Here is a 26,726-nt window from a genome sequence, read left to right on the forward strand (position 1 = left end):
CGCCGCCCCCTGCGGTGATCAAGGCGTCACGGTCGTCCGTCGACCTCCACGAGCGACATCGACGCCGTGATCACCGCGGTCCGGGCGCTGCGCCGCTACATCACCATCCCGCCCGTGACGTTGATCGCCTGCCCGGTGAGGTAGTCGGCGTCGTCGGAGGCGAGGAAGAGGGCGGTGCGGGCGACGTCGGTGGTCTCGCCGAGGCGGCCCAGCGGGGAGCGGCTCGTCCACTCGGCCACCTGCTCGGGCGTGCGGGTGGCGGCGCCCATCTCGGTGAGGACGAAGCCGGGGCACAGGCAGTTGACGCGGATCCCGTGCCCGCCCAGCTCCAGCGCCGACACCCGGGTCAGCGCCACCACGGCCGCCTTCGCCGCCGCGTAGTGCCCCTGCCCGGCCCCGCCGGTCCTCGCCGCCATGCTGGCCATGTTGACGATGGCGCCCCCGCCGCCCGCGGCGATCATGGCCCGGGCCGCCACCTGCGTGGTGACGAGCACCGGGCGCAGGGTGACGGCGAACATGTCGTCCCAGTCGTCGGTGGTGATGTCCAGCAGCGGCGCCTTGCGGAGCACCCCGGCGTTGTTGACCAGCACGTCGATCCCGCCGAGGGCTTCCACGGCCTCCTCGAGCGCCGCCCGGGTGGCCGCCACGTCCCGCAGGTCGACCACGTGCGCGGTGCCCCCGACCTCGGCGGCGGTCGTCGCGGCGCCCTCGGCCGAGACGTCCAGGACGGCGACCGAGGCCCCCTCGGTAGCGAACGTCCGGGCGATCTCCGCCCCGATCCCGCGCGCAGCGCCCGTGACGACCGCGCGCCGCCCCGCCAGCCGGCCGCTCACGTCGGGCGCTCCGCCGACTCCGGGGGGACGCGACCCGCGGTGCCGACCGGCGTCGTCACGCCGCCTCCACGCGGTCGAACGGCACGCCACGTTCCCGCCGCCGTGATCGAACAGCGAGCACGTGCCGCTCGACCGCGGACTTCAGCCCCGCCGTGCCGAGCACGCTACGGAGGCGGCGTTTCCGGCGCGTCACATCGCCCTGCTGGAGCGCGGGGCTGCTGATCGTGAGCGGGGCCGAGCTGGTGTGGACCGGGGCGACGAGGTGCCCGGGGGGACGGTCGTCACCGAGGGGGCCGGGGGTGAGACCCCCGACGCGTCGGGGTGCGTGGTGACGCCGGGGCTGGTCAACGTCCTCCACCGCCTGCTGCAGACGGCGTTCCGGACGCTGTCGAAGGAGCGGATCTTCGTGCCCCCGGCCTTGCCGGCGGCGGCGATCGTCGTGACGTCGGGGTACGTAACGGAGTCCCACATGATCATCGGTGGCAACCTGTCCAGCGGCGCTGGGGCACCCTCCGGCCGCCAGGAAAGCCACGTTCCTGTCATCCGGGGCCGTCACGCGTACTCCATCACCAGCACCGCGGCCGCGCCGGGCGTCAGGGCCTCGTAGGTGTGGGGGCGGTCGGCCGGGAACCGGATGTAGTCGCCCGCCTCCAGCTCCACCGCCGCGTCCACCGGGCCGGCCCGCCACCTCCCCGCCGTGACGACGACGTGCTCGGTGGTGCCGGGGTTGTGCGAGTGGGCCTCGCGGGCCGCGCCGGGCTCGGCCGACATCAGGTGCAGGTCGCGCCGTGCCCCGGGCGGGCAGGCCGAGAGCAGGGCGGCGGTGAACGGGGCGTTCTCGGCGCTGATGGCCATCCCGTCGCCGGCCCGGACGACGTGCACGGGCTCCACCTGGGGGTCCACGATCCGGCTGAACGGCACGTCCAGCGCGACGGCGAGCGCCCAGAGCGTCTCGACGCCGGGGTTGCCCGTGCCCGCCTCGAGCTGGGAGAGCGTGGACTTCGCGATGCCGGCCCGACGGGCCAGCTCGGCGAGCGAGATGCCGTGCCGCACCCGTTCGCGACGCAGGGAGGACGCGATGGCCGTCTGCAGCATCGTTCGGTCCATCGGTCTCCTCGTTCGACTTGACGAACACCAGCGTGGCGGTCACTGTAGTGGACATGCGTTCGCTGTACCGAACGATAGGCCGTTCCGAGCTCCGTGACGCGCTGGCCCTCGCCGCCGCGCTGGCGATCGTGGGCGTGTCCTTCGGAGCCCTGTCCACGGCCGCCGGGGTCCCGCCGCTCATGACGCTGGCCCTGTCGCTGCTGGTGTTCGCGGGAGGCTCGCAGTTCCTGGTGGTGGCCGTCGCCGCGGCCGGGGGCAGTCCCGTCGCCGCGGTGGTGGGCGGCCTGCTGCTCAACGCCCGCATGCTGCCCTACGGGCTGGCGATGGGCGGGGTCATCGGCGACCGGATGCCCGCCCGCCTGCTCGGCGCCCACATCCTCATCGACGAGTCGACGGCGTTCGCCCGCGCCCGCGGCGACGGCCCGCGCGCCCGCACCGCGTTCTGGCTGAGCGGCACGCTCGCGTTCGTGTTCTGGAACTGCGGGGCGGCGCTGGGGATGCTCGCCGGCGGCGCGGTACCCGACCCGAACGTCCTCGGCGTGGACGCGGCGTTCCCGGCGGCGCTGTTCGCGCTGCTGCTGCCGTCACTGGGGAAGGCGGACGCGCGGCGCGTCGCGCTGGGGGCGGCGGCCGTCGCGCTGGTGGCCACGCCGTTCCTGCCGGCGGGCCTGCCCGTGCTGGTGGGGTTGCTGGGGCTCGCGGTGGCGGGGCGGCCACGATGAGCTGGACCGCTCTGCTCGCCCTCGCCGCGGGCACGTACCTGCTGCGGGTCACCGGTGTGCTGCTGCGCGGCCGGGTCGCCATGCCCGACCGCGTGCAGCGCTACCTCGACCTCGGCGCCACGGCCCTGCTCGTGGCCCTGGCCGCGACCGCGGCGCTCATCCAGGACGGCGGGTTCGCGGGCTGGGCCCGGCCCGCCGGCGTGCTGGTCGGGGTGGTGCTGGCCTGGCGCAGGGTGCCGTTCGTGCTGGTGGTGGCGCTGGCCGCGGCCGGCACCGCGGGCCTGCGGTGGGCCGGGGTGCCGTGACCGGACTCGTGCGCGGAAATCAGGGCCAGGGCCCTGATTTCCGCGCACGGGCGGCGGAGCCGCTCGTCATGGGGGAGGGTGATGGGCGTGCACTGTCTGGTGATCGGGGCGACCGGCTACGTCGGCGCCCGTCTCGTCCGCCGCCTCCTCGACGAGGGCCACACGGTCCGCTGCCTGGTGCGCAACCGCGCGAAGCTCGCCCGGCACACGTGGGTCGACCGCGTCGAGGTCCGGCAGGGCGACGTCAACGACGCCGACGCAGTGCGCGACGCCTGCGACGGCATCGACGCGGTGTTCTACCTCGTGCACTCCATGGACGGCCCCGACTTCGCCGACCGCGACCGCCGCGCCGTCGCCGTGCTCGCCGACGCCGCCCACACCGCCGGCGTGCAGCGCATCGTCTACCTCGGCGGGCTCCAGCCGACCGGTGACGAGAACTCCGAGCACCTCGCGTCGCGCCGGGAGGTCGGCGAGATCCTCATGGCGTCGCACGTGCCCACCGCGGTACTGCAGGCCGGGATCGTCGTCGGGGCCGGCTCGGCCAGCTACGAGATGATCCGGCACCTCACCGAGGCCTCGCCCCTGCTGCCGATGCCCGACCACGCCTGGAACGCGGTGCAGCCCATCGGCATCGACGATGTGCTGTACCACCTCGTCGCCTGCCTGCAGCTGCCGTCGAGCGTCAACCGGACCTTCGACATCGGCGGCCCCGACGTCCTGAGCTTCCGCGAGCTGATCCTCGGCTACGCGGAAGTGGCCGGGCTGACCCGGCCGCTCACGGTGCCGGTGCCGCTCTCGGCGCCGCGGATGATCTCCCGCGCCGTGCAGGCCCTGACGCCGGTGGACCGCCACCTCGCGAAGCCGCTGGTGGAGTCGATGGCCCATGACCTCGTGGCCCACGGCGACCCGCCGGCCGGCCCGCCTCCGGGCGGCGCCACCCCGTACGCCGAGGCCGTGCGCCGGGCCGTGGCAGGAGAAGGAGCCGCGGGCCGCGGGCCCACCGACCTGCACGGCGTCGAGCTGGTCAGCGAGCAGACCGAGCGCGTCAAGGCGCCCCCGGCCGTGCTGTGGGACGTGATCAGCACCATCGGCGGGGAGAACGGCTGGTACAACGTGCCCGGCATCTGGGCCCTGCGCGGCGGCATCGACCGGCTCTTCGGCGGCGTCGGGGCCCGGCGCGGGCGACCCGGGAAGCTCGAGCCCGGTGCCCAGCTGGACTGGTGGATCGTCGAGGACGTGCAGGACGGCCGCTCGCTGACCCTGCGCGCGGAGACCAAGATGCCCGGCACCGCGCGGCTGGAGATGCGCGCCGAACCCGACGGTGACGGCTCCCGCTACGTCCAGCGCGTCACGTTCACGCCGCGGGGCATCGCCGGCCGCGCCTACTGGTACGCGGAGCTGCCCGCCCACGACTTCGTGTTCGCCGTGATGGCGCGGACCATCGCGGGCGTGGCGGCTACGCGGGCGCGACGAGCCGCCGGGACCCGGGGAGCATGAGCGCGGCGGCCACCACGGCCGTCACGATCGCGAGCACCGTCAACGGCTCGAGGAAGTGCCCGCCGCCCGTCACCGACAGCAGCACCGGCACGCCGAAGCCGAGGTAGGCGCACGCGTAGAACGTGCCGGTCAGCGCGCCGCGGTGCCGCGCCGAGGCCAGCTCGCCGACCATCGTCAGGCCGGCGGCCAGGCACAACCCGTAGCCGACGCCCAGCAGCAGGGCCACCGGGATCAGCAGCGGCCAGGCGTCGAGGCCGACGCTCAGCAGCGACAGCCCGAACCCCACGGCACCCACGGCCAGCCCGACCGGCCCGGCGGTCACCGCGCCGAGGCGCCGGCCAAGCGGCTGCGCGAACACCCCGGTCAGCAGCGTCACGCCCGCGACGAACCCCGTGATCGCGACGGCGATCCGCGGCATCGTCGGGGTCAGCAGCAGCGGCAGCACCGTCACCGCCGTGGACGGGAACGTGAACACCCCGACCGCCACGGGCAGCACGACCAGCGCGAACGGCCACCGGGCGGCGCTCGGCACGCCGAGGTTCAGCCACGCGCCCCGGCGCCGGTTCTCCGCCGTCAGGGTCTCGGGGACGCGGGGGAGCAGGACCAGCCCGACGATCATCAGGGTGACGTGCACGAGATACGGGAGAACGGTGGGCAGGGGAGCCCACTGGGCGAGGATCCCCGAGACCAGCGGCCCGATCGCCCACCCGCCCCCGAGTGCGGCCGTGGTCAACCGCGCGGCCCGGGCGGGTTCGTCGATCAGCTCCCCGAGCCACGCCGTGCCCACGCTGAACACCACACCCGACACCGCGCCCTGCAGGAACCGGCACAGGAACAGCAGCGCGACCGACGAGTCCGCGCCCAGGAACAGCAGCGAGGTGAGGGTGGACAGCACGACGAACGGAACGACGACCGGACGGCGCCCGAAACGGTCCGACGCCGGGCCGGCGAGCAGCAGCGCCGGCACGAGCCCGGCGGCGTAGACGGCGAACGCACCGGTCAGCGCCGTGGAGCTCAGGCCCAGCTCGGTGCGGTAGACCAGCAGGAGCGGAGTGGGGACGTTGGTGCCGAAGGCGACAACGAAGATCGCGGTCCACAGGGCGGCCACGGTGCGTCCTTGCATCGGCGCACGTTACCCCGCGGGTGCCAGGTCGTACCGGGCGAAGTGCCGGGTGAACGTGGCGGCGCCGCTGGTCATGGCGCGCAGGTCCACGGCGTAGCGCAGCAGCTCCACCACCGGCACCTCCGCGCGCACCACCGAGCGCCCTGCGCCCTCGGCGTCGGTGCCCAGCACGCGGCCGCGGCGTCCGGACAGGTCACCGAGCACCGCGCCGAGGTGCTCGTCCGGCACGCGGACGGCCACCTCGTCGAACGGTTCCAGCAGCACCACCCCGCACGCCTCGGCCGCCTCGCGCAGGGCGAGCGCGCCGGCGGTCTGGAACGCGGCGTCGGACGAGTCGACGCTGTGGGCCTTGCCGTCGACGAGGGTCGCGCGGATGTCGATCACGGTGTGGTGCCCGCCGGAGTCGTCGGCGCTGCCGAGCCCCCGTTCCACCTGCGTCCGGATCCCCTTCTCGACGCTGGGGACGAACTGCGTCGGCACCGATCCGCCCACCACCTTCGAGACGAACTCGATGCCCGATCCCCGCGGCAGCGGCTCGAACTCGACGTGGCACACGGCGTACTGGCCGTGCCCGCCCGACTGCTTGACGTGCCGTCCGGTCACCCGCGCCGGCCCGGCCAGCGTCGCGCGCATCGGCACCCGCACCGGCTCGGTGTCCACCTCGGTGCCGCTCGCCCGCAGCCGGGAGAGCACGACGTCGGCGTGCGCCTCGCCCATGCACCACAGGACGGTCTGGTGGGTCTCGGCGTTGCGTTCCAGGCGCAGGGTCGGGTCGGCGGCCACGAGCTTGGCCAGCGTGGTGACCAGCGCGTCCTCGTCGCCGCGCGCGTGCGCCGCGACGGCCACGGGCAGCAGCGGCTCGGGCAGGTCCCAGCAGGAGAGCAGCAGCGGATGGTCCACCGCGGAGACGGTGTCGCCGGTCTCGGCCGACCCGATCTTGGTCAGGGCGCAGATGTCGCCGGCGCCGCACTCGTCCACCTCGCGCAGGGTGGCGCCGAGCGGGGAGTACAGGTGGGCCAGTTTCTCGTCCGTGTCGTGCCCCGTCCGCTGCGCGGGCACCGGGGGATGGCCGCTGACGTGCACGGTCGTGTCGCGCCGCAGGGTCCCGGAGAACACCCGCACCAGCGACACGCGCCCGACGTAGGCGTCGGCCGAGGTGCGCACGACCTCGGCCGCGAGCGGCCCGTCGGGGTCCGTGGTCAGCACGGTCTGCGCCGCCCCGTTGAGCGGGTGGACGTCGGGCAGCGGGTGCTCCAGCGGCGACGGGAACCCGCCCACCAGCACCTCCAGCACGGCGTCGAGCCCGATCCCGCTCGTGGCGCAGACGGGGATCACCGGGTGGAACGTGCCGCGCGCGACGGCAGTCTCCAGGTCGTCGATCAGGGTGGGGACGTCGAGATCCTCCCCGCCGAGGTAACGCTCCATCAGCGTCTCGTCCTCGGACTGCTCGATGATCCCCTCGATCAGCTCGCCGCGGGCGTCGTCGGCGCCGTCCGGGGCCTGCCCGGCGGGGGTCCGGGACAGCAGACCGTAGAGCCCGGACAGCGACGGGCCGTCCAGGACCGGCAGGTAGAGCGGGGCGACGCCCGACCCGAACGTCTCGCGCGCGGTGGTGACGGTGGCGGCGACGTCGGCGCGGGCGTGGTCGCACCGGGTCACCACGATGGCGCGCGGCATGCCGACGGCGGCGCACTCCTCCCACTGCGCGAGCGTGGCGGGGTCGGGTCCCCCGTCGCGGCGCTGCGACGCCGGGACGACGAACAGCGCGGCGTCGGCGGCGCGCAGGCCCGCGCGCAGCTCGCCGACGAAGTCGCCGTAGCCGGGGGTGTCGATGAGATTGATCTTGTGGCCGTCGTGCATCAGGGGAGCGACCGCCAGCCCGACCGAACGTTGCTGACGGACCGCGGCCGGATCGTGGTCGCAGACCGTGGTGCCCTCGGGCACGGCGCCGGCGCGGGGGATCGCGGCGGTGTGGGCGAGCAGGGCCTCCACGAGGGTGGTCTTCCCCGCCCCGGACGGCCCGACGAGCACGACGTTGCGGATGCGGGCGGGATCGACCACACCCACCCTGCCAGCTGATCTGACCGTCATGATGCGACCACCTCCGTGTGGCTCATCTCACACCTGGGTGGCGCGTGGTCACAACCCCCGGACACAACGACCACAACCCGGGAGGTCGGGCGGCCCGGGCGTAGGGTCTCCGCCGTGCCAGTTCCCGGACCCGGATATGCCATCACCGCGCGGGTCGAGGTACCCGCCTCCGCCAGCGCCGCGGGCGACCTCGCCGTGGCGGTGGGCCGCGTCGGCGGCGTCGTCACCGCGTTCGACGTCGTCGAGGCCCAGACCGCCACACTCGTCGTCGACATCAGCTGCAACGCGCGCGACGAGGCCCACGCCACCGAGATCACCGACGCGCTCGAGGCGCTGCCCGGGGTGAGCGTCCGGAAGGTCTCCGACCGGACGTTCCTGCTGCACCTCGGCGGGAAGATCGAGGTCACCTCGAAGGTCAGCCTCCGCAACCGTGACGACCTCTCCCGCGCCTACACCCCCGGCGTCGCGCGCGTCTGCCAGGCGATCGCGGCCAATCCCGCCGACGCCCGCCGGCTGACGATCAAGCGCAACACCGTCGCCGTCGTCACCGACGGCTCCGCGGTGCTCGGGCTGGGCAACCTCGGCGCGGCCGCCGCGATGCCGGTGATGGAGGGCAAGGCGGCGCTGTTCAAGCGGTTCGGCAACGTCGACGCCTGGCCGGTGTGCCTGGACACCCAGGACACCGAGGAGATCATCCGCACCGTCCAGATCCTCGCCCCGGCCTACGGCGGCATCAACCTCGAGGACATCGCCGCGCCGCGCTGCTTCGAGATCGAGGCGCGACTGCGCGAGATGCTCGACATCCCCGTCTTCCACGACGACCAGCACGGCACCGCGATCGTCGTGCTCGGCGCGCTGCGCAACGCCCTGCGCGTGGTGGGCAAGAAGCTGACCGACTGCAAGGTCGTGGTCTGCGGCGTCGGCGCGGCCGGCTCGGCGATCATCCGGCTGCTGCAGTCCGGGCGCCCCGGCGACGTGCTGGCCGTGGACATCGACGGGATCGTGCACTCGGGGCGTCCCGGCCTCGACGACAACCTGGTCAACATCGCCGGGCAGACCAACACCCATGGGGTCGCCGGCACGCTCGCCGACGCCCTCGTGGGCGCCGACGTGTTCATCGGCGTGTCCGCGCCCAACCTCTTCGGCGCCGCGGAGCTGGCGACGATGGCGAAGGACGCGATCGTGTTCGCGCTGGCCAACCCCGACCCGGAGGTCGACCCGGCGGTGGCCCTGCAGCACGCCGCCGTGGTGGCCACGGGCCGCTCGGACTACCCCAACCAGATCAACAACGTCCTCGCGTTCCCGGGCGTGTTCCGCGGCCTGCTCGACGCCCAGGCCCGCGACATCACCGATGCCATGCTGCTGGCCGCCTCCGCCGCGATCGCCGACGTGGTGCCGGAGCCGAACGCGAGTTTCATCGTGCCCAGCGTCTTCGACGCGACGGTGGCCCCGGCGGTGGCGGAGGCGGTGCGGCAGGCGACGTCGAAGAAGGACGTCGCTCCCGTCTGACCCTTTCGTCCGACGCCGGTCGGCGACCGGCGGAATGTGCAGCGCCGGTCGGCGCATTGTGACCATGCTGCGCCCGGGACTACCGTTTTCCCCATCCGGGTCGGGGAATCTCGGGAAAGTGCTGGGGAGTCGACGATGACGTCCGCACCTCGTTCGCCCACGTCGCTGCACGGCCGCTGACATGGGGGTACGTCGCAGCGCCGCGTCCCTGTCCGTCGCCGAGCTGACCGATCTCCGCGACGCATTCACGGCGCTCTACGGAATATCGGACGACCGTGGTTACGCATTCCTCGCCGGCGTGCACGGCCTGCCATTGCCGCAGTACTGCAAGCACGGCAGCATCCTGTTCCTGCCGTGGCACCGGGCCTACCTGTACTTCATGGAACGAGCCATGATCGACGCGCTGCGCCGCAGCCGCGACGACCCGGCGGCCGCGGTGAGCCTCCCGTGGTGGGACTGGTCGTCCGCGGCGGCCCACGCCGACGGCGGCGGCCTGCCGCCGGGCTGGCTCGCTCCCGCGGACGGCGGCGCCAACGCCCTGGCGTCCGGCCCCATGACGCTGGGCGACGCGGACCTGGAGCAGGTGCGCACGAACCTGCCGGGGGCCGTCACCGACGGGGCCGACCCGGTGACGGTGCGCGACCCGGACACGCCCGACCAGCTCCCGAAGGCCACCACCGTCAACCGCGCCCTGTCGGCCACGTCGTTCACCGAGTTCAGCCAGATCGTCGAGGGCATCCACAACGGGGTGCACGGCTGGGTCGGGGGTGCGATGTCGGCGGTGCCGATCGCCGCCTACGACCCGATCTTCTGGTCGCACCACGCGATGATCGACCGGCTCTGGTACCTCTGGCAGCTCTCGCCGCAGGGGGCCGACCCGTCGGCCGCGCTGCTGGACACCGCGCTCCCGCCCTGGCCGATGACGGTGCGCCAGACGCTGAGCGTCCCTAACCTGGGCTACGACTACGCCGCGCAGGTCGTCGGCTGAGGAGGCACCGTGGTCGCGTCATCCACCGCACGCACCGGAGCCGGCGGGCAGACCCTCGTCGTCGACCTGGCCTACCCGCCGGACCCGGGCCGGGCCCCGTTCACCCGCGCCGACCTGGTCGTCACCGGCGTGGACCACTCCGGCACCTCCTACGAGGTCCGGCTCTACCTCGACAACCCCGGCGCCGACATCGACACGCCGCGCGACCCGGAGGCGGGGTACGCCGGGCGCTACACGGTGTTCGGCCACGGCGGCTGCTACGGCGACGAGGGCCACTGCGAGGTGCCCGAGGCCGCCGGCGACCCCACCGATGTCCGGCCGGTGCACCAGCTCACGCCGCTCGACACGTTCGTCACCGTCACCGACGCGCTGCGGCGGGTGCTCGACCGCGACGGCCGGCTGAGCACCGTCACGATGGTGCCGGTCTCGCTGACGCCGCGGCGTTCCGACCGCAGCCCGGCCCCGGAACTGCTCGAGTTCGCCGACCTGTCGCTGCACACCTACCTCGCCGCCACCGACCTGGACGTACCCACGCCGGGCTGAGCGCCGCCCCCGGCTACGCTGGCCGACCGTGGTTCCCGTGATCGGTGTGCTGGCCCTGCAGGGCGACGTCCGCGAGCACCTGTCCGCCGTCGCGGCGTGCGGTGCGCAGGGCGTCCCGGTGCGGAGGCCCGCCGAGCTCGACGCGGTCGACGCGATCGTGCTGCCCGGCGGCGAGTCCACGACGATGAGCCGGCTGCTCGGCACGTTCGAGCTGCTGGAGCCGTTGCGGGCCCGGATAGCGGCCGGGATGCCCACCTACGGCTCGTGCGCGGGCATGATCCTGCTCGCCCGCGAGGTGCTCGACGGCCGTCCCGACCAGCAGCAGCTCGGCGGTCTGGACGCGGTGGTGCGACGCAACGCCTTCGGCCGGCAGGTCGACTCGTTCGAGACCGACCTGTCCTTCGACGGCATCCCCGGCGAGCCCGTGCACGCGGTGTTCATCCGGGCCCCGTGGGTGGAGTCGGCCGGGCCGGGCGTCGAGGTGCTGGCCAGCGTCCCCCACGTCGACGGGGCGGGCGCGGCGGCCGGCCGGGCGGTGGCCGTGCGGCAGGGTGCGGTGCTCGCCACGGCGTTCCACCCGGAGCTGACGGGTGACCTGCGCGTGCACGCCCTGTTCTGCGAGATGGTCGCCGGCGCAGCGCGGGCCGCCTGATCCGCTCATGATCGGGTCACGTCGCACCCCGCGGCCCCGTCGCGGGCCCTGCCGTGCGGTCCGCGACGATCATGGGTGGGACTGATCGTCGCGGACCGCACGGCAGCGTCCTGAGGGGGACGATCCGGTGCGGACGGCGGCGATCACCTGTCCCTGCCTCGCCGTCGGCGCCGGGATGATGCCGGGTGACGTGCGCCAGGTGAACCGGGGCGACGGCGACGTGGCTACGATGGTCCGGATCTGTGCACGGAGAAGGGAACACGATGAGCGGGCACTCCAAGTGGGCGACGACGAAGCACAAGAAGGCCGTCGTCGATGCCCGGCGCGGCAAGATGTTCGCGAAGCTGATCAAGAACATCGAGGTCGCGGCCCGGATGGGCGGCGGTGACCTGGACGGCAACCCCACGCTGTACGACGCGGTCCAGAAGGCGAAGAAGAGCTCGGTCCCCAACGACAACATCGACCGCGCCGTCAAGCGCGGTTCCGGGGCCGACGCCGGTGGTGCCGACTACCAGACCATCACCTACGAGGGCTACGGCCCCAACGGCGTCGCGGTGCTCATCGAGTGCCTCACCGACAACCGCAACCGCGCCGCCACCGAGGTCCGCACCGCGATGACCCGCAACGGCGGGGCCATGGCCGACCCCGGCTCGGTCGCCTACCTGTTCGCGCGCAAGGGCGTCGTGATCGTGCCGAAGGGCGAGCTGAGCGAGGACGACGTGCTGATGGCCGTCCTCGACGCCGGCGCGGAGGAGGTCAACGACCTCGGCGAGAGCTTCGAGGTGGTCTCCGAGCCCACCGACCTCGTCCCGGTCCGCACGGCGCTGCAGGAGGCCGGCATCGACTACGACTCGGCCGACCAGAACTTCATCCCGTCGATGCAGATCGAGCTGGACGCCGAGGGCGCGAAGAAGGTGTTCCGCCTCATCGACGCGCTGGAGGACAGCGACGAGGTCCAGAACGTCTACGCGAACTTCGACGTGAGCGACGACGTGATGGCGCAGGTCGACTAGCCCCTTCGTTGTTTCAGCTCGGGTTCTGCACCGCGCTGATCGCGTCCTCCGCCACCTCGGTGGGCAGCTTCGGGGGCGACGGCCGCAGGCCCTGCACCACGCGGGCGTAGAACGCGTCCACCGCGTCGTTGACGCTGGGGATGAACGCCTTCCGGAGGCCGTTGCGCCGGGTGCCCATCGGGGCCGACATCGTCAGCCGGAACGCCCTGACCTCGGCGGCCGGATCCGGCAGCAGCGCGGCGACGTTCTCGCGGACGTCCTTGAGCAGCTCGCACGAGGTCTGCTCGCGGCGGGCGAAGAGCACCTCGACGGTGAGCGTGTCCGGTGCGGCGACCAGCTGCCTCAGGATCCAGTTGACCCGCCGGGCGCTTCCCCCGTCACGCGGGGACTCCACCTCGATCGACGTGCGGACGTGCCCGGTCCGCAGGTCCGCCGACACGACGAGCGGGCCGGCAGCACCGGGGATGCGCAGCGTCGCGGCCAGCGTGCCGGCGTCGGCGAGCTGGGCGGCGGAGGCCTGGGCGCGTGCGGCCGGGTCGGCCGCGAACCGCCGGGGGAGCACGTGGGTGACGGTGACGCCGAGCTGGCCGGTCAGCCGCAACCCGAGGTGGCGGACCAGCTTCTCCCACGACGTCGTGACCGCACAGATCTTGCGGTCGGCCGCCCGGAGGGTGCCGGCGGCGACGGCCTCCCGCACCGGCACCCACGCCGTGCCCATGTCGTCGAACCCGGCCGCGCCGGAGCGGGGGTGCTCGAGGTAGCGGATGAGCTCGGCCAGCATCCAGGCCTGGAGCCGGTCGTCGACCCCGCGGTGAGCGAACTGCATCTGCGCCTCGTGGAGCACCTCGGACCAGGAGATGTGGTGCAGCGCGACCTTGCGCAGCTTCCGCCCGTCGACGGGCACGGGGTGGGCACCGCCGACGGGGGCGAGGTCGTTGGAGAGCGTGATCACCGCGTCGTAGCCCTGCTGCCGGGCGAGGTCGAGGTAGCGGTCGACCTGCTCCTGACGCAGCTGGCTGGCTCCGGTCTTGACCTCCAGCAGTGCGGTCCACACCCGCCCCGCCCGGGCGACCCGCAGGACACCGTCGGGGATCGAGGTCCGCTCACCGATCTTGAACGGCACCTCGAGGTAGGTCTCGATGGTGCCGGCGGGGCCGCCGAAGCGGGACACGAGCGCCCGTCCGAAGTCGCGGACGGCCATCATGGTCGAGAGCAGTGTCGAGGTGGCGCGCTTCTCCTGTTCCTCGGCGTTGCCGACGCCGGAGATGGAGAACAGCCGCGCGGGTTGCCAGCTCGGGTCGACGGCGAGGGTCAGCGGCGGGAGGGTGGCGGCGGTGGTCCGCTTCTTGCGGGTGCGGACCCCCTGGCGCGGCGACCTCGCGGGGGCCGCGACCGGATCCGCCTCCGGCTCGACCTCGACCAGGTCCGTGGACGACGCGGCCTCCGCGGACAGCTCCTCGGCGACCGGTTCGAGGGGCACCTCCTCCACCGCCTCGTCCTGCACCGTGATGCCGTAGTCGGTGGCGAGCCCGGCCAGGCCCGAGTCCCAGCCCTGCCCGACGGCGCGGAACTTCCACTCCTCGCCGCGGAGGTAGAGCTCGCCGAGCACCATGGCGGTCTCGGCGCCGGCGTCGGCGATGTCGAACCGGGCGGTGGACTGCCCGGCCGAGTCGAGCAGCACGAGCCCCAGCTCCCGAACGTCACCGAAACCCGAGCCGGCCCCGGCGTCGAGGCTCGCGGCGATCACGATCGTCTCGACCTCGGAGGGCAGGGTCTCGAGATCCACCGAGACGCGGTCCTCGCCCGCGTCGTCGTCGGCGCGCTTGCCCAGCAGCCGCACCGACCCGTCACCACCGGCCGGGGCGTTGTAGAACACGAAGTCGTCGTCCGACCGGACGCGCCCGTCGCGGCCCAGCAGGAGCGCGGAGACGTCGACGTCGGCCGTCCCGAGCGGGTCCGACCACCGGACGACGGCCTGCAGCCGGCCGCCCTCGACGTCGGAGCGCTGGAGGACAGAGACGTTGGCGCCCTTGGACAGCGCATGATCGGCCACGAACCCCCTGTCGCTCGCCGTGCCCGGAGGGTTACCGCACGCCACATCCTCAGGGGGTGTGGCGGTGCACGGCGACCCGGGCGGGGCGGACGTTCCGGCCGCCCACCTGCAGGCCCGGCTCCCGCAGCACCGCCACCGTCCGGTCCTGTGCAGCGTCCTCCGTCGCCACCACCTCGACCGCGTCCATCGTCGTGCTGCTGAACGGCTCGCCGGCCCGCGGCACGATCACCCGGCCGCCGCGGCCGTTGAGCAGCCGCTCCAGGCCCGCGGCCGTGGCCTCGAACGCGGCGCGCTCCCGGCGCGAGCGGGCCGTCGCCGCGCAGGCCAGGGCGTCGACGCGCAGGGCGTGCAGCTCCACCAGCAGGGGGACGTCGGGGCCGCTCGTGCGGCTGCCGGCGCCGGCCAGGTCGCCGAGGGTGGCGCTCTGCCGGGCCAGCATCCGGCCCACGTCGTCGATCTTGTCGGCGATGTCGGTGAGTGTCGGGTCGGCCACCCGGGCAGGGTAGCTACGCTCGCGCGGTGGCCGTCCACGGTATCGATCTCGGCACCACGAACTCCGCCATCGCGCGCACCGGCCCGGACGGGCGACCGCAGGTGCTCGCGGGGCTGTCGGGGGAGCCCACGACACCGTCCGTCGTGCTGTTCGCCTCGCCCGGCGAGCACGTCGTGGGGGAGGGGGCGCGGCGTGAGGCGCGACTGGATCCCGAGCACGTGTGCACCCTGGTCAAACGCCGGATGGGCGACGCCGAGTGGCGGTTCGTGGCGCACGGGAAGGCGTGGTCGGCGCCCGCGGTGTCGGCCCTGGTCCTGCGGAGCCTCGTCGCCGACGCCGCGTTCGCCTCCGGTGACGAGCCGACCGCCGCGGTGATCACCGTGCCCGCCTACTTCGGTGACGAGGAGCGGCGCGCCACGATGCTGGCCGGCACCTACGCCGGGCTCGACGTCCTCGACGTGCTGTCGGAGCCCATCGCGGCGGCGCTCGCCTACGGGTTCGGGCGGCTCGACGGCTCGCCCGAGCTCGCGAAGGGCGCCACGCACGAGACCGTTCTCGTCTACGACCTCGGCGGCGGCACGTTCGACGCCACCGTCATCGAGCTGGCCGACCGCCGCATCTCCGTGCTCGCCGTGGAGGGCGACCACCAGCTCGGCGGCGCCGACTGGGACGAGCGCGTCGCCGTCGCCCTCTCACGCCGCTTCTGCGCCGACAACCCGGACGCCGAGGACCCCCTCGACGACTCCGCGGGCGCCCAGGCCCTCGTGCTCGCCGCGGAGCGGGCCAAGCAGCAGCTGAGCGACGCCGAGCGCACCGACGTGGTCGTCGCGCACGACGGCGCCCGCTCCACGATCACGCTCAGCCGCGCCGAGCTGGAGGAGATGACGGCGCCGCTGCTGCGCCGCACCGTCGACCTCACCCGCGCCTGCCTCGACGAGGCCGCCCGCCGCGGCGTGGGATGCGTCGACCGCGTGCTGCTCGTCGGCGGCTCGTCGCGCATGCCGGCGGTGGCCGAGGCGCTGCGCCGCGAGCTGGACCTCGACCCCCGCCTGCACGACCCCGACCTCGCCGTCGCCCGCGGCGCGGCGCTCTACGGGGAGAAGAAGGAACTGGAGCGCATGGTCGTCGCCGACCTGCGCACGCGCGGGCGGCTGCGGGACGGGGTGCCGCTGGAGGACGCCGCCTCCGCCGACGTCGACGACGCCTGCCGCCGCGTCGCCGACGCGTTCCGGGTGCCGCTCGCGCAGGTGCGCCGGGCCGTCGAGGTCCAGGTGGACACGGTCGTCTCGCGCGGGTTCGGGGTGCTCGCCGTGAACTCGGCGGCCGGACGCCTGGAGCCCTCGTGGCTGGTGCACCGCAACGACCGCCTCCCGATCCGCACCAGCCGCAGCTACGGCACGGTGCGCGCCGACCAGACCGAGATCGAGGTGACGGTCGTCGAGCAGCAGGGGCAGGCCGAGTCGTCGCGCCCCGAGGACGCCAAGGTGCTGATCGTCGGGCAGATCAGCGGCATCCCGGCGGGCCACGACGAGGGCAGCGAGGTGCGGGTGACGTTCGAGATGGGCTTCGACGGGGTCCTGCACGTCACGGCGTTCCACGTCGACGCCGGGATCCCGCTCACGCTGATCGCCACCACCGGCGCCACGCTGAGCCAGGCCGAGGTGGCCCGCGAGCGTGATCAACTGGGAAAGACCCGGCGCCGTGAATGAGTTCGACCCGAACGACTACCGAAAGCGCGTCCTCGCGGCCGTCGAGAAGCGGGGCGGGCCCGACACCTCCGACCCGTTCGAGCTCTACGACCTCCCGCTCGACGACGACCTGACCGACGCCGAGGTCGCCGCCCGGGTTGCCGAGGTGTGGGGGTTCTGGCAGCGGCAGCGCGACCATCCCAAGTACCGCGTGCTCGTCGCGCTGCTCGTGGCCACCCACGACGAGCGCAGTGCCGAGCTGCTCGACGCCGGGCACCGGGCGCTCGCCGTCGCGCGGGTGCGGGCCTGGCGGGAGCAGCGCGACTCCGCCCGCTACGCCCTGCTGGACTCCGCGATCTCCCGGCTCGTCGCCCGGCACGGCGGGGTGCCGCGCGACAAGATCGCGGGCCTCGACGAGGTGGGCGCGCTGGCCGGGCTGACCCCCGCCGAGGTGACCGCGCGCCTGCGCCGCCACCGGATCATCGACCCCGCCCGGCCCACCGACCGCGGACGCCAGGTGCGGGCGCTGCTGGACGAGTTCGGGCGCCTCACCGGCGGCGCGACCCCGGCCACGCTGCTCGTCCTCATGGGCCTGGAGCCCACCGCATCCGAGGAGCAGGTGCGGGCGGGCGGCGCGGCGTGGCGGTCCCGGGCCCGGGAGCTTCCGGCCGGGCGGCTGCGTGCCGTGGTCGACGAGCTGCTGGTGCACGTCGCGGACCTGCTCGAACCCGGCCGCGACGCCGTCGAGCGCTACCTCGACACGGTGGCCGCGGAGGTCGCCGAGCACCTGCGCCCGCGCGTGCGGGCCGCGGTGCTGGTGGAGGACCGGCTCGTCGCCGAGGACCACGCGTTCCTGCTCGACGAGGCCGTGGCGCTGGGGCTGGACCGGCGCCGCGCCACGGCGGTGATCGTCGGGCTGGCCGCCGAGCTGCAGGCACCCATCGAGACCGCGCCGCCGGTGGAGCCCGCCCGACCTGCCCTGCGCGACTGGGAGGAGCCGCTGCGTGCGGCCCGTGCGGCCCTGCGGGCGGGCCGTCCGGTCGAGGCGCGGCGGCGGGTCGAGCAGGCCCGGCGGTCGGCCGGGCCGGACGGAGCGACGCCGGTGCGGGCCGTCGCCGACGAGATCACCGCCGTGCTCGACGAGGCCGACACCCGCCGCCTGGCCGCGGCGGCGGCCGCCGCCGACCGGCGCTGGGTGGAGGCGCTGGAGCATCTCGAGCACCTGGAGCGGACCGCCGCCGACGTGCCCGGCCATCCCGCCGACGATCTCGCGACGGCCCGCCGGGAGGTCGCGGAGGCCGACGCCGCCGTCGCCGCCGCCCTCGCCGGACCGGACGCCGGGCGCGCCGCGGCACTGGCCGCCGTGCTGGAGCGCTGCCCCGGCCACCCGGCCGCGGCCGCCGCGCTCGCGCAGGTCCCGCTCGCCGCGCCGGGCTGGGTCAGCGCCACCCGCGACGCCCGGGGGAACGTCGTCGTGCTGTGGGAACCGACCGCCGACGGTGCCGGCTACCGCGTGCGCCGCCGTCGCGCGGACGGCTCGTGGCAGGTCGTCGGCCGGGTCGCCGACGCCGCGATCGAGGACGGCGGCGCCCCGGTGATCGGCACCCCCGTCTACGCGGTGAGCGCCGTGGTGGGCGGGCGGACCTCGGCGGAGACGCGGTCCGACGCGGCGCCCGTGCCGGTGGCGCCCGTGCCGGTGGTGCCCGCCGGTCCCGCCGCTCCCGTCGACGTCCGGGCCGTCCGCGCCCCGGACGGGTCGGTGCGCGTGAGCTGGACGGGATGCGGCGACGTCGAGTACCGCGTCCGCAGCCGCGACGCGCGGGGGAGCTGGCGGGTGGTCGGGCGCACCCGCGCCACCGCGCTGGAGGACGGCGGGGCCGGCCCCGGGCCCCTGCCGACCTACGCCGTGAGCGCGGCCTCGGGCGGGGCCCGGTCGGTCGAGGTGGAGTCGTCCCCCGGGTGACGGCGGCGGCCCTCACCCCTGCGGGCACCATTTCCGGGCACACTGGACGAGCGCCCCGAACCGGGCACCGACCGGAGTTGGATCACCGGGGACTACGGTGGACGCCGCGTCCGTATTGTGAACTATGCCGAGCAACGTGAAACAGGAACAGGGGACATGAACCTTCGGATTTTCGGCTGGTCCTATGCCGTGACGATCGTGGCGCTGATCGTCGCGTTCCTCTACGGCGGCTGGGAGGCGTTCGTCCTCTGCGTGATCCTGGGCATCCTGGAGATCTCGCTGTCGTTCGACAACGCGGTGGTCAACGCGACCGTGCTGGAGCGGATGGACCCGTTCTGGCAGCGCATCTTCCTCACCGTCGGCATCGTGATCGCCGTGTTCGGTATGCGGCTGGTGTTCCCGCTCGTCATCGTGGCGGTCACCGCCGGGCTCAACCCCGTGGAGGCGTTGACGCTCGCGCTGGAGAAGCGCCCCGAGAGCGACCCCACGAGCTACGCGTACCTGCTCAACGAGGCCTACCCGCAGATCGCCGCGTTCGGCGGCATGTTCCTGTTCATGCTGTTCCTGGACTGGATGTTCGACGACCGCGACATCAAGTGGCTCGTGTGGCTGGAGAAGCCGCTCGCGAAGATCGGGCAGCTGTCGCGGCTGTCCATCGTGCTCGCGCTCGTCGTCCTGGTGGTGATGGCCGAGACGCTCGCCGAGGAGCCCGCGGTGGTACTCCTCGCCGGCTCGCTGGGCCTCGTGACGTACCTGCTGGTCAACGGTCTGGGTGACTTCTTCGACCAGGCCGTGGACGAGCCCGGGGACGGCGAGCAGGCCTCCTCCAACGGGTCCGGGCCGTCGCAGCTCGCGAAGGCCAGCGGCAAGGCCGGGTTCTTCCTGTTCCTCTACCTCGAGGTCCTCGACGCCGCGTTCTCCTTCGACGGCGTCATCGGCGCGTTCGCGATCACCACCGACCCGATCATCATCGCGCTGGGCCTCGGCCTCATCGGCGCGATGTTCGTCCGGTCGCTCACGGTGTTCCTGGTGCGCAAGGGCACGCTGGCCGACTACGTCTACCTTGAGCACGGCGCGCACTGGGCCATCGGCGCGCTGTCGGTGATCCTGCTGGTGGGCATCGGCTACCACGTCAACGAGATCGTCACGGGCCTGCTCGGTGTCGCGTTCATCGGTGCGGCGTTCCTGTCGAGCATCCTGCGCAACCGCAAGCTCGCCGCCGAGGGCGTCGAGACCCACAAGACAGCCGAGGAGTTGGCAAGCAAGTGACCATCTCACTGGAGAAGGGCCAGAAGGTCTCCCTGGCCAAGCGCAGCGGCGGCAGCCTGTCCGTCGTGCGGATGGGCCTGGGCTGGGACGCCGTCAAGAAGCGCGGCCTGTTCGGCTCCAGGTCGCAGTCCATCGACCTCGACGCGTCGGCGCTGCTGTTCGACGCGGCCGGCACGCTCGTGGACGCCGTCTGGTTCCGCCAGCTGCGCAGCCACGACGGCGCCGTGCAGCACACCGGCGACAACCTCACCGGCGACGGGGACGGCGACGACGAGTCCGTCATCGTCGACCTCCCGCGGCTGTCGCCGGCCGTCACGCAGATCGTGTTCACGGTCAACTCGTTCACCGGCCAGGACTTCTCGCAGATCGAGAACGCCTTCTGCCGGCTCGTCGACGAGACCACGAACGAGGAGCTTGCCCGCTACGAGCTGACCGGGTCGGGGCGCCACAACGCCCAGATCATGGCCAAGGTCAGCCGCGACGGGGCCGGGTGGACGATGACGGCGATCGGGGCCATCGCCAACGGCCGCACGTTCCAGGACCTGCTGCCCGACACGGTGGCGTACCTGTAGAGCTCGCTCCATGCGCGATTCCACGGCGATGCTGCTGAGCTACCTGTAGGCGATGACGTGCACGAGCGCGTGGTGGTCGGCGCACGTGGCGCGGGTCGAGACGCGGCGCGGGAGGCCTGAAAAGGGTCGTGCGCGGATATCGGTGCCGGGGCACCGATATCCGCGCACGGGCGACGCAGTCGCGCTACAGGTCGAAGTCCGACGGCGGGATGTTCACCGCCTGGCAGGCCTCCCGCACGGCCTGCTGCTCGTCCTTGTCGAAGTCGCCGTCGGCGCCGCCGATGATGATGCCGACCTGGATCACGGCGCGGGCGGCGTCGGGCTTGCTCTTCAGCTTGCCGATGGTGGCGATGGCCTCCACCTTGCCGAAGTCGTAGTCGCGCTCCAGCTTCGAGGAGTAGAACTCGAAGTGCTGCTGCAGCTCGGCCGGGTCGAACACCGACAGCGCGTCGTTGCTGCCGATGAACTGCGCGGTCTTGCGGCGCTCGTCGGCGGTGATGGTGCCGTCGGCAGCGGCGATGAGCGCACACATCGCCATGCTCGCCTTCGCGAAGTCCTTGCTCTGGAACTTCGCGACCTGCGTCTTCGTCGTCGAGGTCATATCGGTGAGCTTGCTCTTGAGCTGGTCCCACAGCGCCATTGCGCGCGTTCCTTCCGGGTTGTGATGGCTACGTCTAGAGACTGCCAGAAACGGACAAACTGGCGGCGGCCGCATGGTCGTGCAGCCACCCCAGCAGCTCCGCTCCGGCCCGTACCCCGGTCGCCGTCGTGACGGCCAGGTGGTCGAGGGCGAAGCCCGAATCCGCGAGCTCCCCGTGCGCCGGGCGGATCGCGGCGTCGGCGAAGGCGAGCAGGTCGGCGTCGAGCAGGGAGTCGCCGGCGGCGAGCACCGGGCCGACGCCGCACCGGTCGCGGACCTCGGCCGCGGCGGCCGACTTGGTCAGCGGCCGCGGCACCGCGTAGACCTTGCGGCCCTGCAACGACACCGTCCACCCGCGCGGATCGCACCAGACGGTGAGCTCGTCGACCCAGCCGTCCGGCAGAGCGGCGCGGTCCACCACGGCGTAGGCGAACAGATCGCTCGCGACGCGCTGGTTGAGCACGAAGTCCCCGCCGTTGTCCCGCATCCGGGCCTCGACGTCGGCCGGCGGCGCGCAGTCGGTGAGCCGGGAACGGACGGTGGCCGACCAGGCGGCGTCCGGTACGCCGTCCACCAGCAGGTGCCCGCCGTTGCTCGCGATGGCGTAGCGGGCGGGCGGGCCGGGCAGGTGGACGCGGGCGAGCTGCTCCGGGGTGCGCGTGGTGGTCGGGACGACGGTGGCGACGGCCTGCAGACGCTCGAGGAGAACAGCCGCATCCTCCGTCATGAACGACAGCGGCGCGTTGCGGAAGAGCTCCACGCACAGCAGCCGGGGGGCGTCGGCGTCGGGCATGTCCAGGGCGAGCGCGGCCGCGGAGTAGATCACCGTACGGTCGAGGTCCACGCAGACGACCGGCCGACGTGCTTCCTCCCGCGGAGGCCGCATCAACGCCGTCACCGCGCGGCCGTCAGACCGTCGGCGCCCGTGGCGCCGCGGGTGAACCGGGGATGGATCAGCCCGACGCAGCTGTAGGGCAGCCCGGCCACCTCCTCCACCGGCACGCCGCGCCGCTGTGCCAGCAACCGGACGTGCCCGAGGTCGGCGGCCGGCGCGCCCTCCCGCACCAGCACCTTCCACGGCACCCGCCGCAGCAGCACGCGCGTGGTCTCCCCGACCCCGGGCTTGACGAGGTTGGCGTCGCCGATGCCGTACTCGTCGACGATCCGGTCGACCGCGGCCCAGCCGGCGTAGTCCGGGGTGCGTCCGGTGGGCGCCGTGGTGTCGGTGACGCCCGCGAACTCCGCGGTCACGGCGTCGAGGAACGCCGTGGAGACGTCGGCGCCCGCGAGCTCCGCGTAGAACTTGGCCCCGTGGTACTGGCCGGGGCCGATCAGCCGGTCGTTGAGCACCGTGCGCGACACCAGCCCCGAGACCGTCGAGTTGAGGCACGCCGACGCGATCAGCCAGTCGTCGCGGGTGCCGAACGTGCGCACGCAACGGCCGGGATCGGCGAGCACCGCGAGATCGGGGTCGAAGGCGGTGCCGTCCAGGGCGGCGGCGAGCTCGCGGGCGATGGCGCCCTTGCCCGTCCACCCGTCGACGAACACGACCTGCGCCGGGTCGTGGTGCTCGGCGAGGTGGCGCAGCGCCAGCTGGTCGATCCCCCGGCCGCGGACGATGGACACCGCGTAGTGCGGCAGGTCCAGGCCGTGGCGCTGCTGCGCCCAGCGCCGCAGCAGCACGCCGACGGGGGTGCCGGCGCGGGCCAGCGAGACCAGCACGATCTCGCTGGGATCGTCTCCGCCGCGCTCGGCGAGCACCAGCTCCGCCACCGTGCCGACGGCCTGCGCCAGCCGCGGCGCCGAGGAGGCCAGCGCGGAGCGGTAGAGCTCCAGGTACGCGTCATCGGGCTGGTACTCCTGCGGCAGCGACTCGGCGTAGTGCGCGCCGCCGCTCTGCACGGCCTCCTCGCGCTCCTCGGTGGGCGCCTCCAGTGCGACGCCGGACAGGTCGGTGAGCAGCCACCGCACGTCGTCGGGGGCGTAGCTGCCGAAGGCGGGGCCGCGGAGCGGTTCCGGTGTGGTCATGCCGAGTGCTCCGGGGTGGGGAGAGGTGCCGTGTGGTCGGTGGGGGTGCCGTCGCCGACGACCACCACGGAGAGGCGACGGGTGTGCGGGCGCAGCTCGGCGAGCAGGCCCGAGTACAGCAGCGGGGTGTCGGCGGGAGGGTCGACGACCACGACGACGTGGTCCCACGCCGCGCTACCGGAGTGGGGGGCCACGTTGTAGGCGAACCGCGGGCCCGGCCCGTCGGCCGGGTCGTCGTGGGCGGGGAAGGTGATGCCGCTGCGCAGCGCGTAACCCGGCTCGTCGACGACGACGGCGGGGGAGCGCGTGGTGGTGGAGAACGCGACGTCGTGGCCCCCCCGGCCGTCGACGCCGTCGGCCAGGGTCTGGGCCAGCCGCAGCGGCAGCGCCATCAGCTCCTCGGTGCCGAGCACCAGGGTGCGCTCACCGGGCCGGACGCCGACCGCCGCGGCCATCGCGGGCAGGGCCGCGGCGAGCGCGGCGTGGTCGGCGGGGGAGAAGCCGTGGCGCCCACCCGCGGGGCACCCCGGGTCCGGCAGCACCATCCGCGAGTCGGGCTCCCCGTGCGTACGGGTCGGGGTGTCGGGGCGCGCTGCGTCGACCTGTGCGCGGATCGCCTCCGCCCGCGCGACGACGTCGTCCGGCAGCTCGACGACGCCGCGCGCCAGCGACACGACGTCCAGCCGCGCGCCCATAGCCGCCACCCCGTCGACGAGGTGCGCGTCGTCGGTCCGGACGTCCACCAGCGCGGCCACGACGTAGCGCTCCCGCGGCGCGACCCGGTGCAGGGCGGTGATCGTGTTGAGGACGGTGCGGCCCGTGCTCAGCTCGTCGTCGACGAGGACGAGCGGGCGCGCATCGGTGAGCAGAGCCCGGTCACGGGGCAGCAGCAGGTGCTCGGTGGCGTGCGAGTGCTCCTCGGTGAACCCGCCGAACGTGGCGACACCGGGCACCGGGCGACGCGTGGAGTGCAGGTAGGGCGCCCCACCGAGGCCCTCGGCGACGCAGTGGCCCAGGGCCGTGGCGGTCTCGGCGAACCCGAGCACCATCGCGTCCACGTCGTCCACCGCACCGCGGGGGAGCGCCGCGGCGGCGTCGCGGTCGCCGGCGATCGCCCGGTGCAGCAGCGCGGTGGGCAGCGGCCGGAACGGCCGGTCGGCCAGCGCGTCGGCGACGAGGCGGCCCAGCAGCAGCCCGGCCGCGCGCACCAGCCTCGGGTCGGTGGGCACGTGCTTGCCCAGCACCCGCGAGACCAGCAGCTGGGCCCGTCTCGGGTTGCGGCGCAGCGCCAGGCCCAGCAGCGCCGCCGCGTCGCCGTGGACCCGGACGCCGAGGCGGTCGGCGACGCCGAGGGTGCGGGTCACCGGGGCAGGCTCGCGGCCAGGACGTCGACGAACGACACGTCCTCGGCGGCCACGCCGAACACCCGGCCGCGCTGCACGGTGCGGCGTGCCCAGGCCGTGTGGGGCCGGATCTCGTTCATCTTGTTGCGTCGCCCCGACGCCATCACGCCGCTGCCGCGCCCCGCGTTCAGCACGTCGGTGGCGTCGCGGTGCTCCTCCGACGACACCACCGACAGCGCGTTGACGACCGAGACGTGCGTGGGGTGGATGGTGGTCTTGCCCGTGAGGCCGTTGGCCTGGTCGAGCTGCACCTCGCGGATGAGCCCGTCGATGGCCCGCGACACGAGCCGCCCGCGCAGCTCGGGCTCGTTGTGCTCGTCGAACGGGGAGCGCCGCAGCTGCGGCTTGAAGATCCGCTCGTGGCCCGAGAAGTACTCCCACACCGGCCCGGACACCGTGAAGCCGGTGCCGTCGGCGCGGCCCAGCACGTTGACGACGTCGGCGATGAGGTCGGCCACCACCTTGATGTCGTAGATCGACAGGTCGGGGGAGCGGCGCAGGCCGTAGAGCGCGCACAGGTCGGTGGCGCCGATGCGGACGGCGAGGATGCGGTGGCGGTCGCGGTGCAGGACCGCGCGCAGGCGGGTGAGCTCGTGGACGCGGGTCTCGGCGTAGAGCACGGCCCCGGACTCGATCACCGGCATCGCCTTCAGCGCGGTACCGGCGATGCGGTCGGCCTCGTCGAGGGCGCGGAGGTAACCGGTGCCGCTGTCGGCGGTGAACTTCGGCAGCACGAACCCGTCGAGCATCGCCACGGACGGGCCGAGCCTGCGCACCAGCGCGGGGATCTGCTCCGGCGCCCGCACCCGCACGAACAGCAACGGCATGTCCGTCCGCTCGTCGTGCAGGATGCGCAGCGCGTCGACGAGGTTGTCCTCGGCGTAGGACACCTGCTCGTCGGCGATGGCGTCCTCGAGGCAGGCCACGACGGACGTGACGCCGGCTGCGGCCTGCTTCGCGATGTCGGCGGCCAGCGAGGGCCGGTCGGCCGGCATGTAGAGGGTGGCGCCGAGCGCCACCGAGAGCAGCTCCGGGCCGCTGTCGCGGTGGAGCTGCTCCGGTGGACGCTCGAACAGGGCCTTCGTGTCGGACGCGCTCAGATGACGGAAATGACGCACGGGTTCCCACCTCATGTCGTGCGCCACCCCGTTGTGACACATCTGTTCACTTACGACCGCGCGCCCACTCCATCCCCCAGTTGTAGGCGCGGTCCACGTCGGCCTGGCCGCCGCGGATGTACTGCACCTCGCGACGAACGGTGAGCTCGCCGCCCTTGTTCTCCAGCATGGCGATGACGCAGGTCGGTGACCCCGAGTCGGCCTCGTCGAGCCGGACCTCGATCTCCGGGCCGGACGCCGGGAACAGCGTGACGACACCGTCGGCCGCCGCCCAGTTGGGCACACCCTCGTAGATGAAGGCGAACACGAGGATGCGCCTGATCTCGCTGACGCGCGACAGGTCGATGAACATGTTCTCGCCGCCGACGACGGCGCCGGAGCGGTCGTCGCCGTCGAGCCGGATGATCGGCGCGCCCCGGTAGGGGGCCTGGAACGCGTTGCCCAGTGCCTGCACCACGCCCTTGCTGCCGTCGGTGAACTCCCACAGGCAGGCCAGGTCGAGGTCGATGCCGGACGGGGCGCCCGCCAGCTTGGCGAGGAACCCCTTCTTCGCCGGGGCGGCGCCGGTGCTCCACTGCAGGTTGACCCGCAGCTGGCCGCCCGCGCCGCCGCGCTTGGTGAGCGAGACGCTGGGCGCCGACTTCGTCAGCGTCACCTTGCTCAGCGAAACAGCCGGCCCGGCGGCCGGTTCCGCGGACTTCGAGGGACGCTTGTTGTAGTCGATGGCCATCAGCGCGGGATCAGACGTTGACGCCGAAGTCGCGGGCGATGCCCGCAAGGCCCGACGCGTAGCCCTGGCCGACCGCTCGGAACTTCCAGTCGGCGCCGTTGCGGTAGAGCTCGCCGAAGACCATGGCCGTCTCGGTGGAGGCGTCCTCGGTGAGGTCGTAGCGGGCGATCTCCTTCTGGTCGGCGGCGTTGACCACGCGGATGAACGCGTTGCGCACCTGGCCGAAGCTCTGCGAGCGGGCGTCGGCGTCGTAGATGCTGACGGGGAACACGACCTTGTCGACGGTGGGGTCCATGCCCGCGAGGTTGACCTTGACCTGCTCGTCGTCGCCCTCGCCCTCGCCGGTGAGGTTGTCGCCGGTGTGCTCGACGGTGCCGTCGGGGCTG

Annotated in this window: 26 protein-coding genes; 13 read left to right on the plus strand and 13 right to left on the minus strand. The window is 73.7% G+C overall.

What is annotated here, in order from left to right; genetic code table 11:
- Window positions 1–95: 95 nt before the first annotated feature.
- The gene (locus BGP03_RS29245) at window positions 96–833 is read right to left on the minus strand and encodes an SDR family NAD(P)-dependent oxidoreductase (protein ID WP_298799125.1); all 738 of its coding nucleotides are present in this window, start codon (window positions 831–833) and stop codon (window positions 96–98) included.
- Between the two features lie 244 nt (window positions 834–1,077).
- On the opposite strand from BGP03_RS29245, the gene BGP03_RS29250 reads away from it, so the two are divergent.
- Entirely contained in the window at window positions 1,078–1,440 is a 363-nt protein-coding gene (locus BGP03_RS29250) for a hypothetical protein (protein WP_298799126.1), read from the plus strand.
- Here the strand turns inward: BGP03_RS29250 and BGP03_RS29255 are convergent.
- Window positions 1,386–1,940, minus strand: a complete 555-nt coding sequence (locus BGP03_RS29255; protein ID WP_296368465.1) for an XRE family transcriptional regulator — start codon at window positions 1,938–1,940, stop codon at window positions 1,386–1,388. The two genes, BGP03_RS29250 and BGP03_RS29255, sit on opposite strands and share 55 nt — an antisense overlap.
- 53 nt (window positions 1,941–1,993) lie before the next feature.
- On the opposite strand from BGP03_RS29255, the gene BGP03_RS29260 reads away from it, so the two are divergent.
- From BGP03_RS29260 to BGP03_RS29270, 3 genes are all read left to right on the plus strand, one after another.
- The gene (locus BGP03_RS29260; RefSeq protein ID WP_296368467.1) at window positions 1,994–2,662 is read left to right on the plus strand and encodes an AzlC family ABC transporter permease; all 669 of its coding nucleotides are present in this window, start codon (window positions 1,994–1,996) and stop codon (window positions 2,660–2,662) included.
- The gene (locus tag BGP03_RS29265; protein WP_296368470.1) at window positions 2,659–2,967 is read left to right on the plus strand and encodes an AzlD domain-containing protein; all 309 of its coding nucleotides are present in this window, start codon (window positions 2,659–2,661) and stop codon (window positions 2,965–2,967) included. Before BGP03_RS29260 ends, BGP03_RS29265 begins: the two co-directional genes overlap by 4 nt.
- Before the next feature lie 87 nt (window positions 2,968–3,054).
- Window positions 3,055–4,464, plus strand: a complete 1,410-nt coding sequence (locus BGP03_RS29270; protein WP_298799127.1) for an SDR family oxidoreductase — start codon at window positions 3,055–3,057, stop codon at window positions 4,462–4,464.
- Here BGP03_RS29270 and BGP03_RS29275 read toward each other — a convergent pair.
- Both BGP03_RS29275 and BGP03_RS29280 read right to left on the minus strand, forming a co-directional pair.
- A complete protein-coding gene (locus tag BGP03_RS29275; RefSeq protein ID WP_296368474.1) occupies window positions 4,424–5,587 on the minus strand; it encodes an MFS transporter in 1,164 nt (387 codons plus the stop codon). The two genes, BGP03_RS29270 and BGP03_RS29275, sit on opposite strands and share 41 nt — an antisense overlap.
- A 9-nt stretch (window positions 5,588–5,596) precedes the next feature.
- Window positions 5,597–7,678, minus strand: a complete 2,082-nt coding sequence (locus BGP03_RS29280) for an elongation factor G-like protein EF-G2 (RefSeq protein ID WP_296368476.1) — start codon at window positions 7,676–7,678, stop codon at window positions 5,597–5,599.
- Between the two features lie 114 nt (window positions 7,679–7,792).
- On the opposite strand from BGP03_RS29280, the gene BGP03_RS29285 reads away from it, so the two are divergent.
- The 5 genes from BGP03_RS29285 (at window position 7,793) to BGP03_RS29305 (ending at window position 12,383) form a co-directional block, all read left to right on the plus strand.
- Window positions 7,793–9,187 carry an NAD-dependent malic enzyme gene (locus BGP03_RS29285; RefSeq protein ID WP_296368478.1) on the plus strand — a complete coding sequence of 465 codons (1,395 nt, stop codon included), beginning with the start codon at window positions 7,793–7,795 and terminating at the stop codon, window positions 9,185–9,187.
- Window positions 9,188–9,368: 181 nt separating this feature from the next.
- On the plus strand, window positions 9,369–10,175 hold the full coding sequence (locus BGP03_RS29290; protein ID WP_296368480.1) for a tyrosinase family protein: 807 nt from the start codon (window positions 9,369–9,371) through the stop codon (window positions 10,173–10,175).
- A 9-nt stretch (window positions 10,176–10,184) separates the two neighbouring features.
- Window positions 10,185–10,718 (plus strand): hypothetical protein, encoded by a 534-nt coding sequence (locus BGP03_RS29295; RefSeq protein WP_296368481.1) that lies wholly within the window; start codon window positions 10,185–10,187, stop codon window positions 10,716–10,718.
- A 28-nt stretch (window positions 10,719–10,746) separates the two neighbouring features.
- Window positions 10,747–11,370: a pyridoxal 5'-phosphate synthase glutaminase subunit PdxT gene (gene pdxT, locus BGP03_RS29300; RefSeq protein WP_296368482.1), complete on the plus strand. Its 624-nt coding sequence runs from the start codon at window positions 10,747–10,749 to the stop codon at window positions 11,368–11,370.
- Between the two features lie 263 nt (window positions 11,371–11,633).
- Complete coding sequence (locus BGP03_RS29305) at window positions 11,634–12,383, plus strand: YebC/PmpR family DNA-binding transcriptional regulator (RefSeq protein WP_296368484.1); 750 nt, start codon at window positions 11,634–11,636, stop codon at window positions 12,381–12,383.
- 13 nt (window positions 12,384–12,396) lie between these two features.
- Here BGP03_RS29305 and BGP03_RS29310 read toward each other — a convergent pair whose 3' ends face one another.
- Window positions 12,397–14,436 (minus strand): TerD family protein, encoded by a 2,040-nt coding sequence (locus BGP03_RS29310; protein WP_298799128.1) that lies wholly within the window; start codon window positions 14,434–14,436, stop codon window positions 12,397–12,399.
- A gap of 49 nt (window positions 14,437–14,485) precedes the next feature.
- Window positions 14,486–14,929: a nucleotide exchange factor GrpE gene (gene grpE, locus BGP03_RS29315; RefSeq protein ID WP_298799129.1), complete on the minus strand. Its 444-nt coding sequence runs from the start codon at window positions 14,927–14,929 to the stop codon at window positions 14,486–14,488.
- A gap of 26 nt (window positions 14,930–14,955) precedes the next feature.
- Between grpE and BGP03_RS29320 the strand changes: the two genes are divergently transcribed.
- The 4 genes from BGP03_RS29320 (at window position 14,956) to BGP03_RS29335 (ending at window position 20,421) form a co-directional block, all read left to right on the plus strand.
- A complete protein-coding gene (locus tag BGP03_RS29320) occupies window positions 14,956–16,638 on the plus strand; it encodes an Hsp70 family protein (protein WP_298799130.1) in 1,683 nt (560 codons plus the stop codon).
- Window positions 16,631–18,580, plus strand: a complete 1,950-nt coding sequence (locus tag BGP03_RS29325) for a hypothetical protein (RefSeq protein WP_298799131.1) — start codon at window positions 16,631–16,633, stop codon at window positions 18,578–18,580. The genes BGP03_RS29320 and BGP03_RS29325 overlap by 8 nt, the downstream gene beginning before the upstream one ends.
- Before the next feature lie 156 nt (window positions 18,581–18,736).
- Window positions 18,737–19,849: a DUF475 domain-containing protein gene (locus BGP03_RS29330; RefSeq protein ID WP_296368493.1), complete on the plus strand. Its 1,113-nt coding sequence runs from the start codon at window positions 18,737–18,739 to the stop codon at window positions 19,847–19,849.
- Complete coding sequence (locus BGP03_RS29335) at window positions 19,846–20,421, plus strand: TerD family protein (RefSeq protein ID WP_296368496.1); 576 nt, start codon at window positions 19,846–19,848, stop codon at window positions 20,419–20,421. The genes BGP03_RS29330 and BGP03_RS29335 overlap by 4 nt, the downstream gene beginning before the upstream one ends.
- A 184-nt stretch (window positions 20,422–20,605) precedes the next feature.
- Here the strand turns inward: BGP03_RS29335 and BGP03_RS29340 are convergent, their stop codons facing one another.
- The 7 genes from BGP03_RS29340 to BGP03_RS29370 form a co-directional block, all read right to left on the minus strand.
- The gene (locus tag BGP03_RS29340; protein WP_298799132.1) at window positions 20,606–21,061 is read right to left on the minus strand and encodes a tellurite resistance TerB family protein; all 456 of its coding nucleotides are present in this window, start codon (window positions 21,059–21,061) and stop codon (window positions 20,606–20,608) included.
- A gap of 34 nt (window positions 21,062–21,095) precedes the next feature.
- Complete coding sequence (locus BGP03_RS29345; RefSeq protein WP_298799133.1) at window positions 21,096–21,905, minus strand: HAD family hydrolase; 810 nt, start codon at window positions 21,903–21,905, stop codon at window positions 21,096–21,098.
- Between the two features lie 50 nt (window positions 21,906–21,955).
- The gene (locus tag BGP03_RS29350) at window positions 21,956–23,089 is read right to left on the minus strand and encodes a cysteine protease StiP family protein (protein WP_298799134.1); all 1,134 of its coding nucleotides are present in this window, start codon (window positions 23,087–23,089) and stop codon (window positions 21,956–21,958) included.
- The gene (locus BGP03_RS29355) at window positions 23,086–24,453 is read right to left on the minus strand and encodes a phosphoribosyltransferase family protein (RefSeq protein ID WP_298799135.1); all 1,368 of its coding nucleotides are present in this window, start codon (window positions 24,451–24,453) and stop codon (window positions 23,086–23,088) included. The genes BGP03_RS29350 and BGP03_RS29355 overlap by 4 nt, the downstream gene beginning before the upstream one ends.
- A complete protein-coding gene (locus BGP03_RS29360) occupies window positions 24,450–25,610 on the minus strand; it encodes an HpcH/HpaI aldolase/citrate lyase family protein (protein ID WP_296368506.1) in 1,161 nt (386 codons plus the stop codon). The genes BGP03_RS29355 and BGP03_RS29360 overlap by 4 nt, the downstream gene beginning before the upstream one ends.
- 46 nt (window positions 25,611–25,656) lie before the next feature.
- Window positions 25,657–26,340: a tellurium resistance protein gene (locus tag BGP03_RS29365; RefSeq protein ID WP_296368508.1), complete on the minus strand. Its 684-nt coding sequence runs from the start codon at window positions 26,338–26,340 to the stop codon at window positions 25,657–25,659.
- A 10-nt stretch (window positions 26,341–26,350) separates the two neighbouring features.
- On the minus strand, window positions 26,351–26,726 hold a 376-nt coding region (locus BGP03_RS29370), incomplete at its 5' end, for a TerD family protein (RefSeq protein WP_299738255.1).

The organism is Pseudonocardia sp. 73-21 (assembly GCF_001899645.1).
Taxonomy (GTDB): domain Bacteria; phylum Actinomycetota; class Actinomycetes; order Mycobacteriales; family Pseudonocardiaceae; genus Pseudonocardia.

Coding starts and splice junctions, on each gene's coding strand:
- BGP03_RS29255 (WP_296368465.1), bottom strand. CDS start 1,940: ATGGACCGAACGATGCTGCAGACGGCCATCGCGTCCTCCCTGCGTCGC.
- BGP03_RS29260 (WP_296368467.1), top strand. CDS start 1,994: ATGCGTTCGCTGTACCGAACGATAGGCCGTTCCGAGCTCCGTGACGCG.
- BGP03_RS29265 (WP_296368470.1), top strand. CDS start 2,659: ATGAGCTGGACCGCTCTGCTCGCCCTCGCCGCGGGCACGTACCTGCTG.
- BGP03_RS29275 (WP_296368474.1), bottom strand. CDS start 5,587: ATGCAAGGACGCACCGTGGCCGCCCTGTGGACCGCGATCTTCGTTGTC.
- BGP03_RS29280 (WP_296368476.1), bottom strand. CDS start 7,678: ATGACGGTCAGATCAGCTGGCAGGGTGGGTGTGGTCGATCCCGCCCGC.
- BGP03_RS29290 (WP_296368480.1), top strand. CDS start 9,369: ATGGGGGTACGTCGCAGCGCCGCGTCCCTGTCCGTCGCCGAGCTGACC.
- BGP03_RS29305 (WP_296368484.1), top strand. CDS start 11,634: ATGAGCGGGCACTCCAAGTGGGCGACGACGAAGCACAAGAAGGCCGTC.
- BGP03_RS29330 (WP_296368493.1), top strand. CDS start 18,737: ATGAACCTTCGGATTTTCGGCTGGTCCTATGCCGTGACGATCGTGGCG.
- BGP03_RS29340 (WP_298799132.1), bottom strand. CDS start 21,061: ATGGCGCTGTGGGACCAGCTCAAGAGCAAGCTCACCGATATGACCTCG.
- BGP03_RS29350 (WP_298799134.1), bottom strand. CDS start 23,089: ATGACCACACCGGAACCGCTCCGCGGCCCCGCCTTCGGCAGCTACGCC.
- BGP03_RS29365 (WP_296368508.1), bottom strand. CDS start 26,340: ATGGCCATCGACTACAACAAGCGTCCCTCGAAGTCCGCGGAACCGGCC.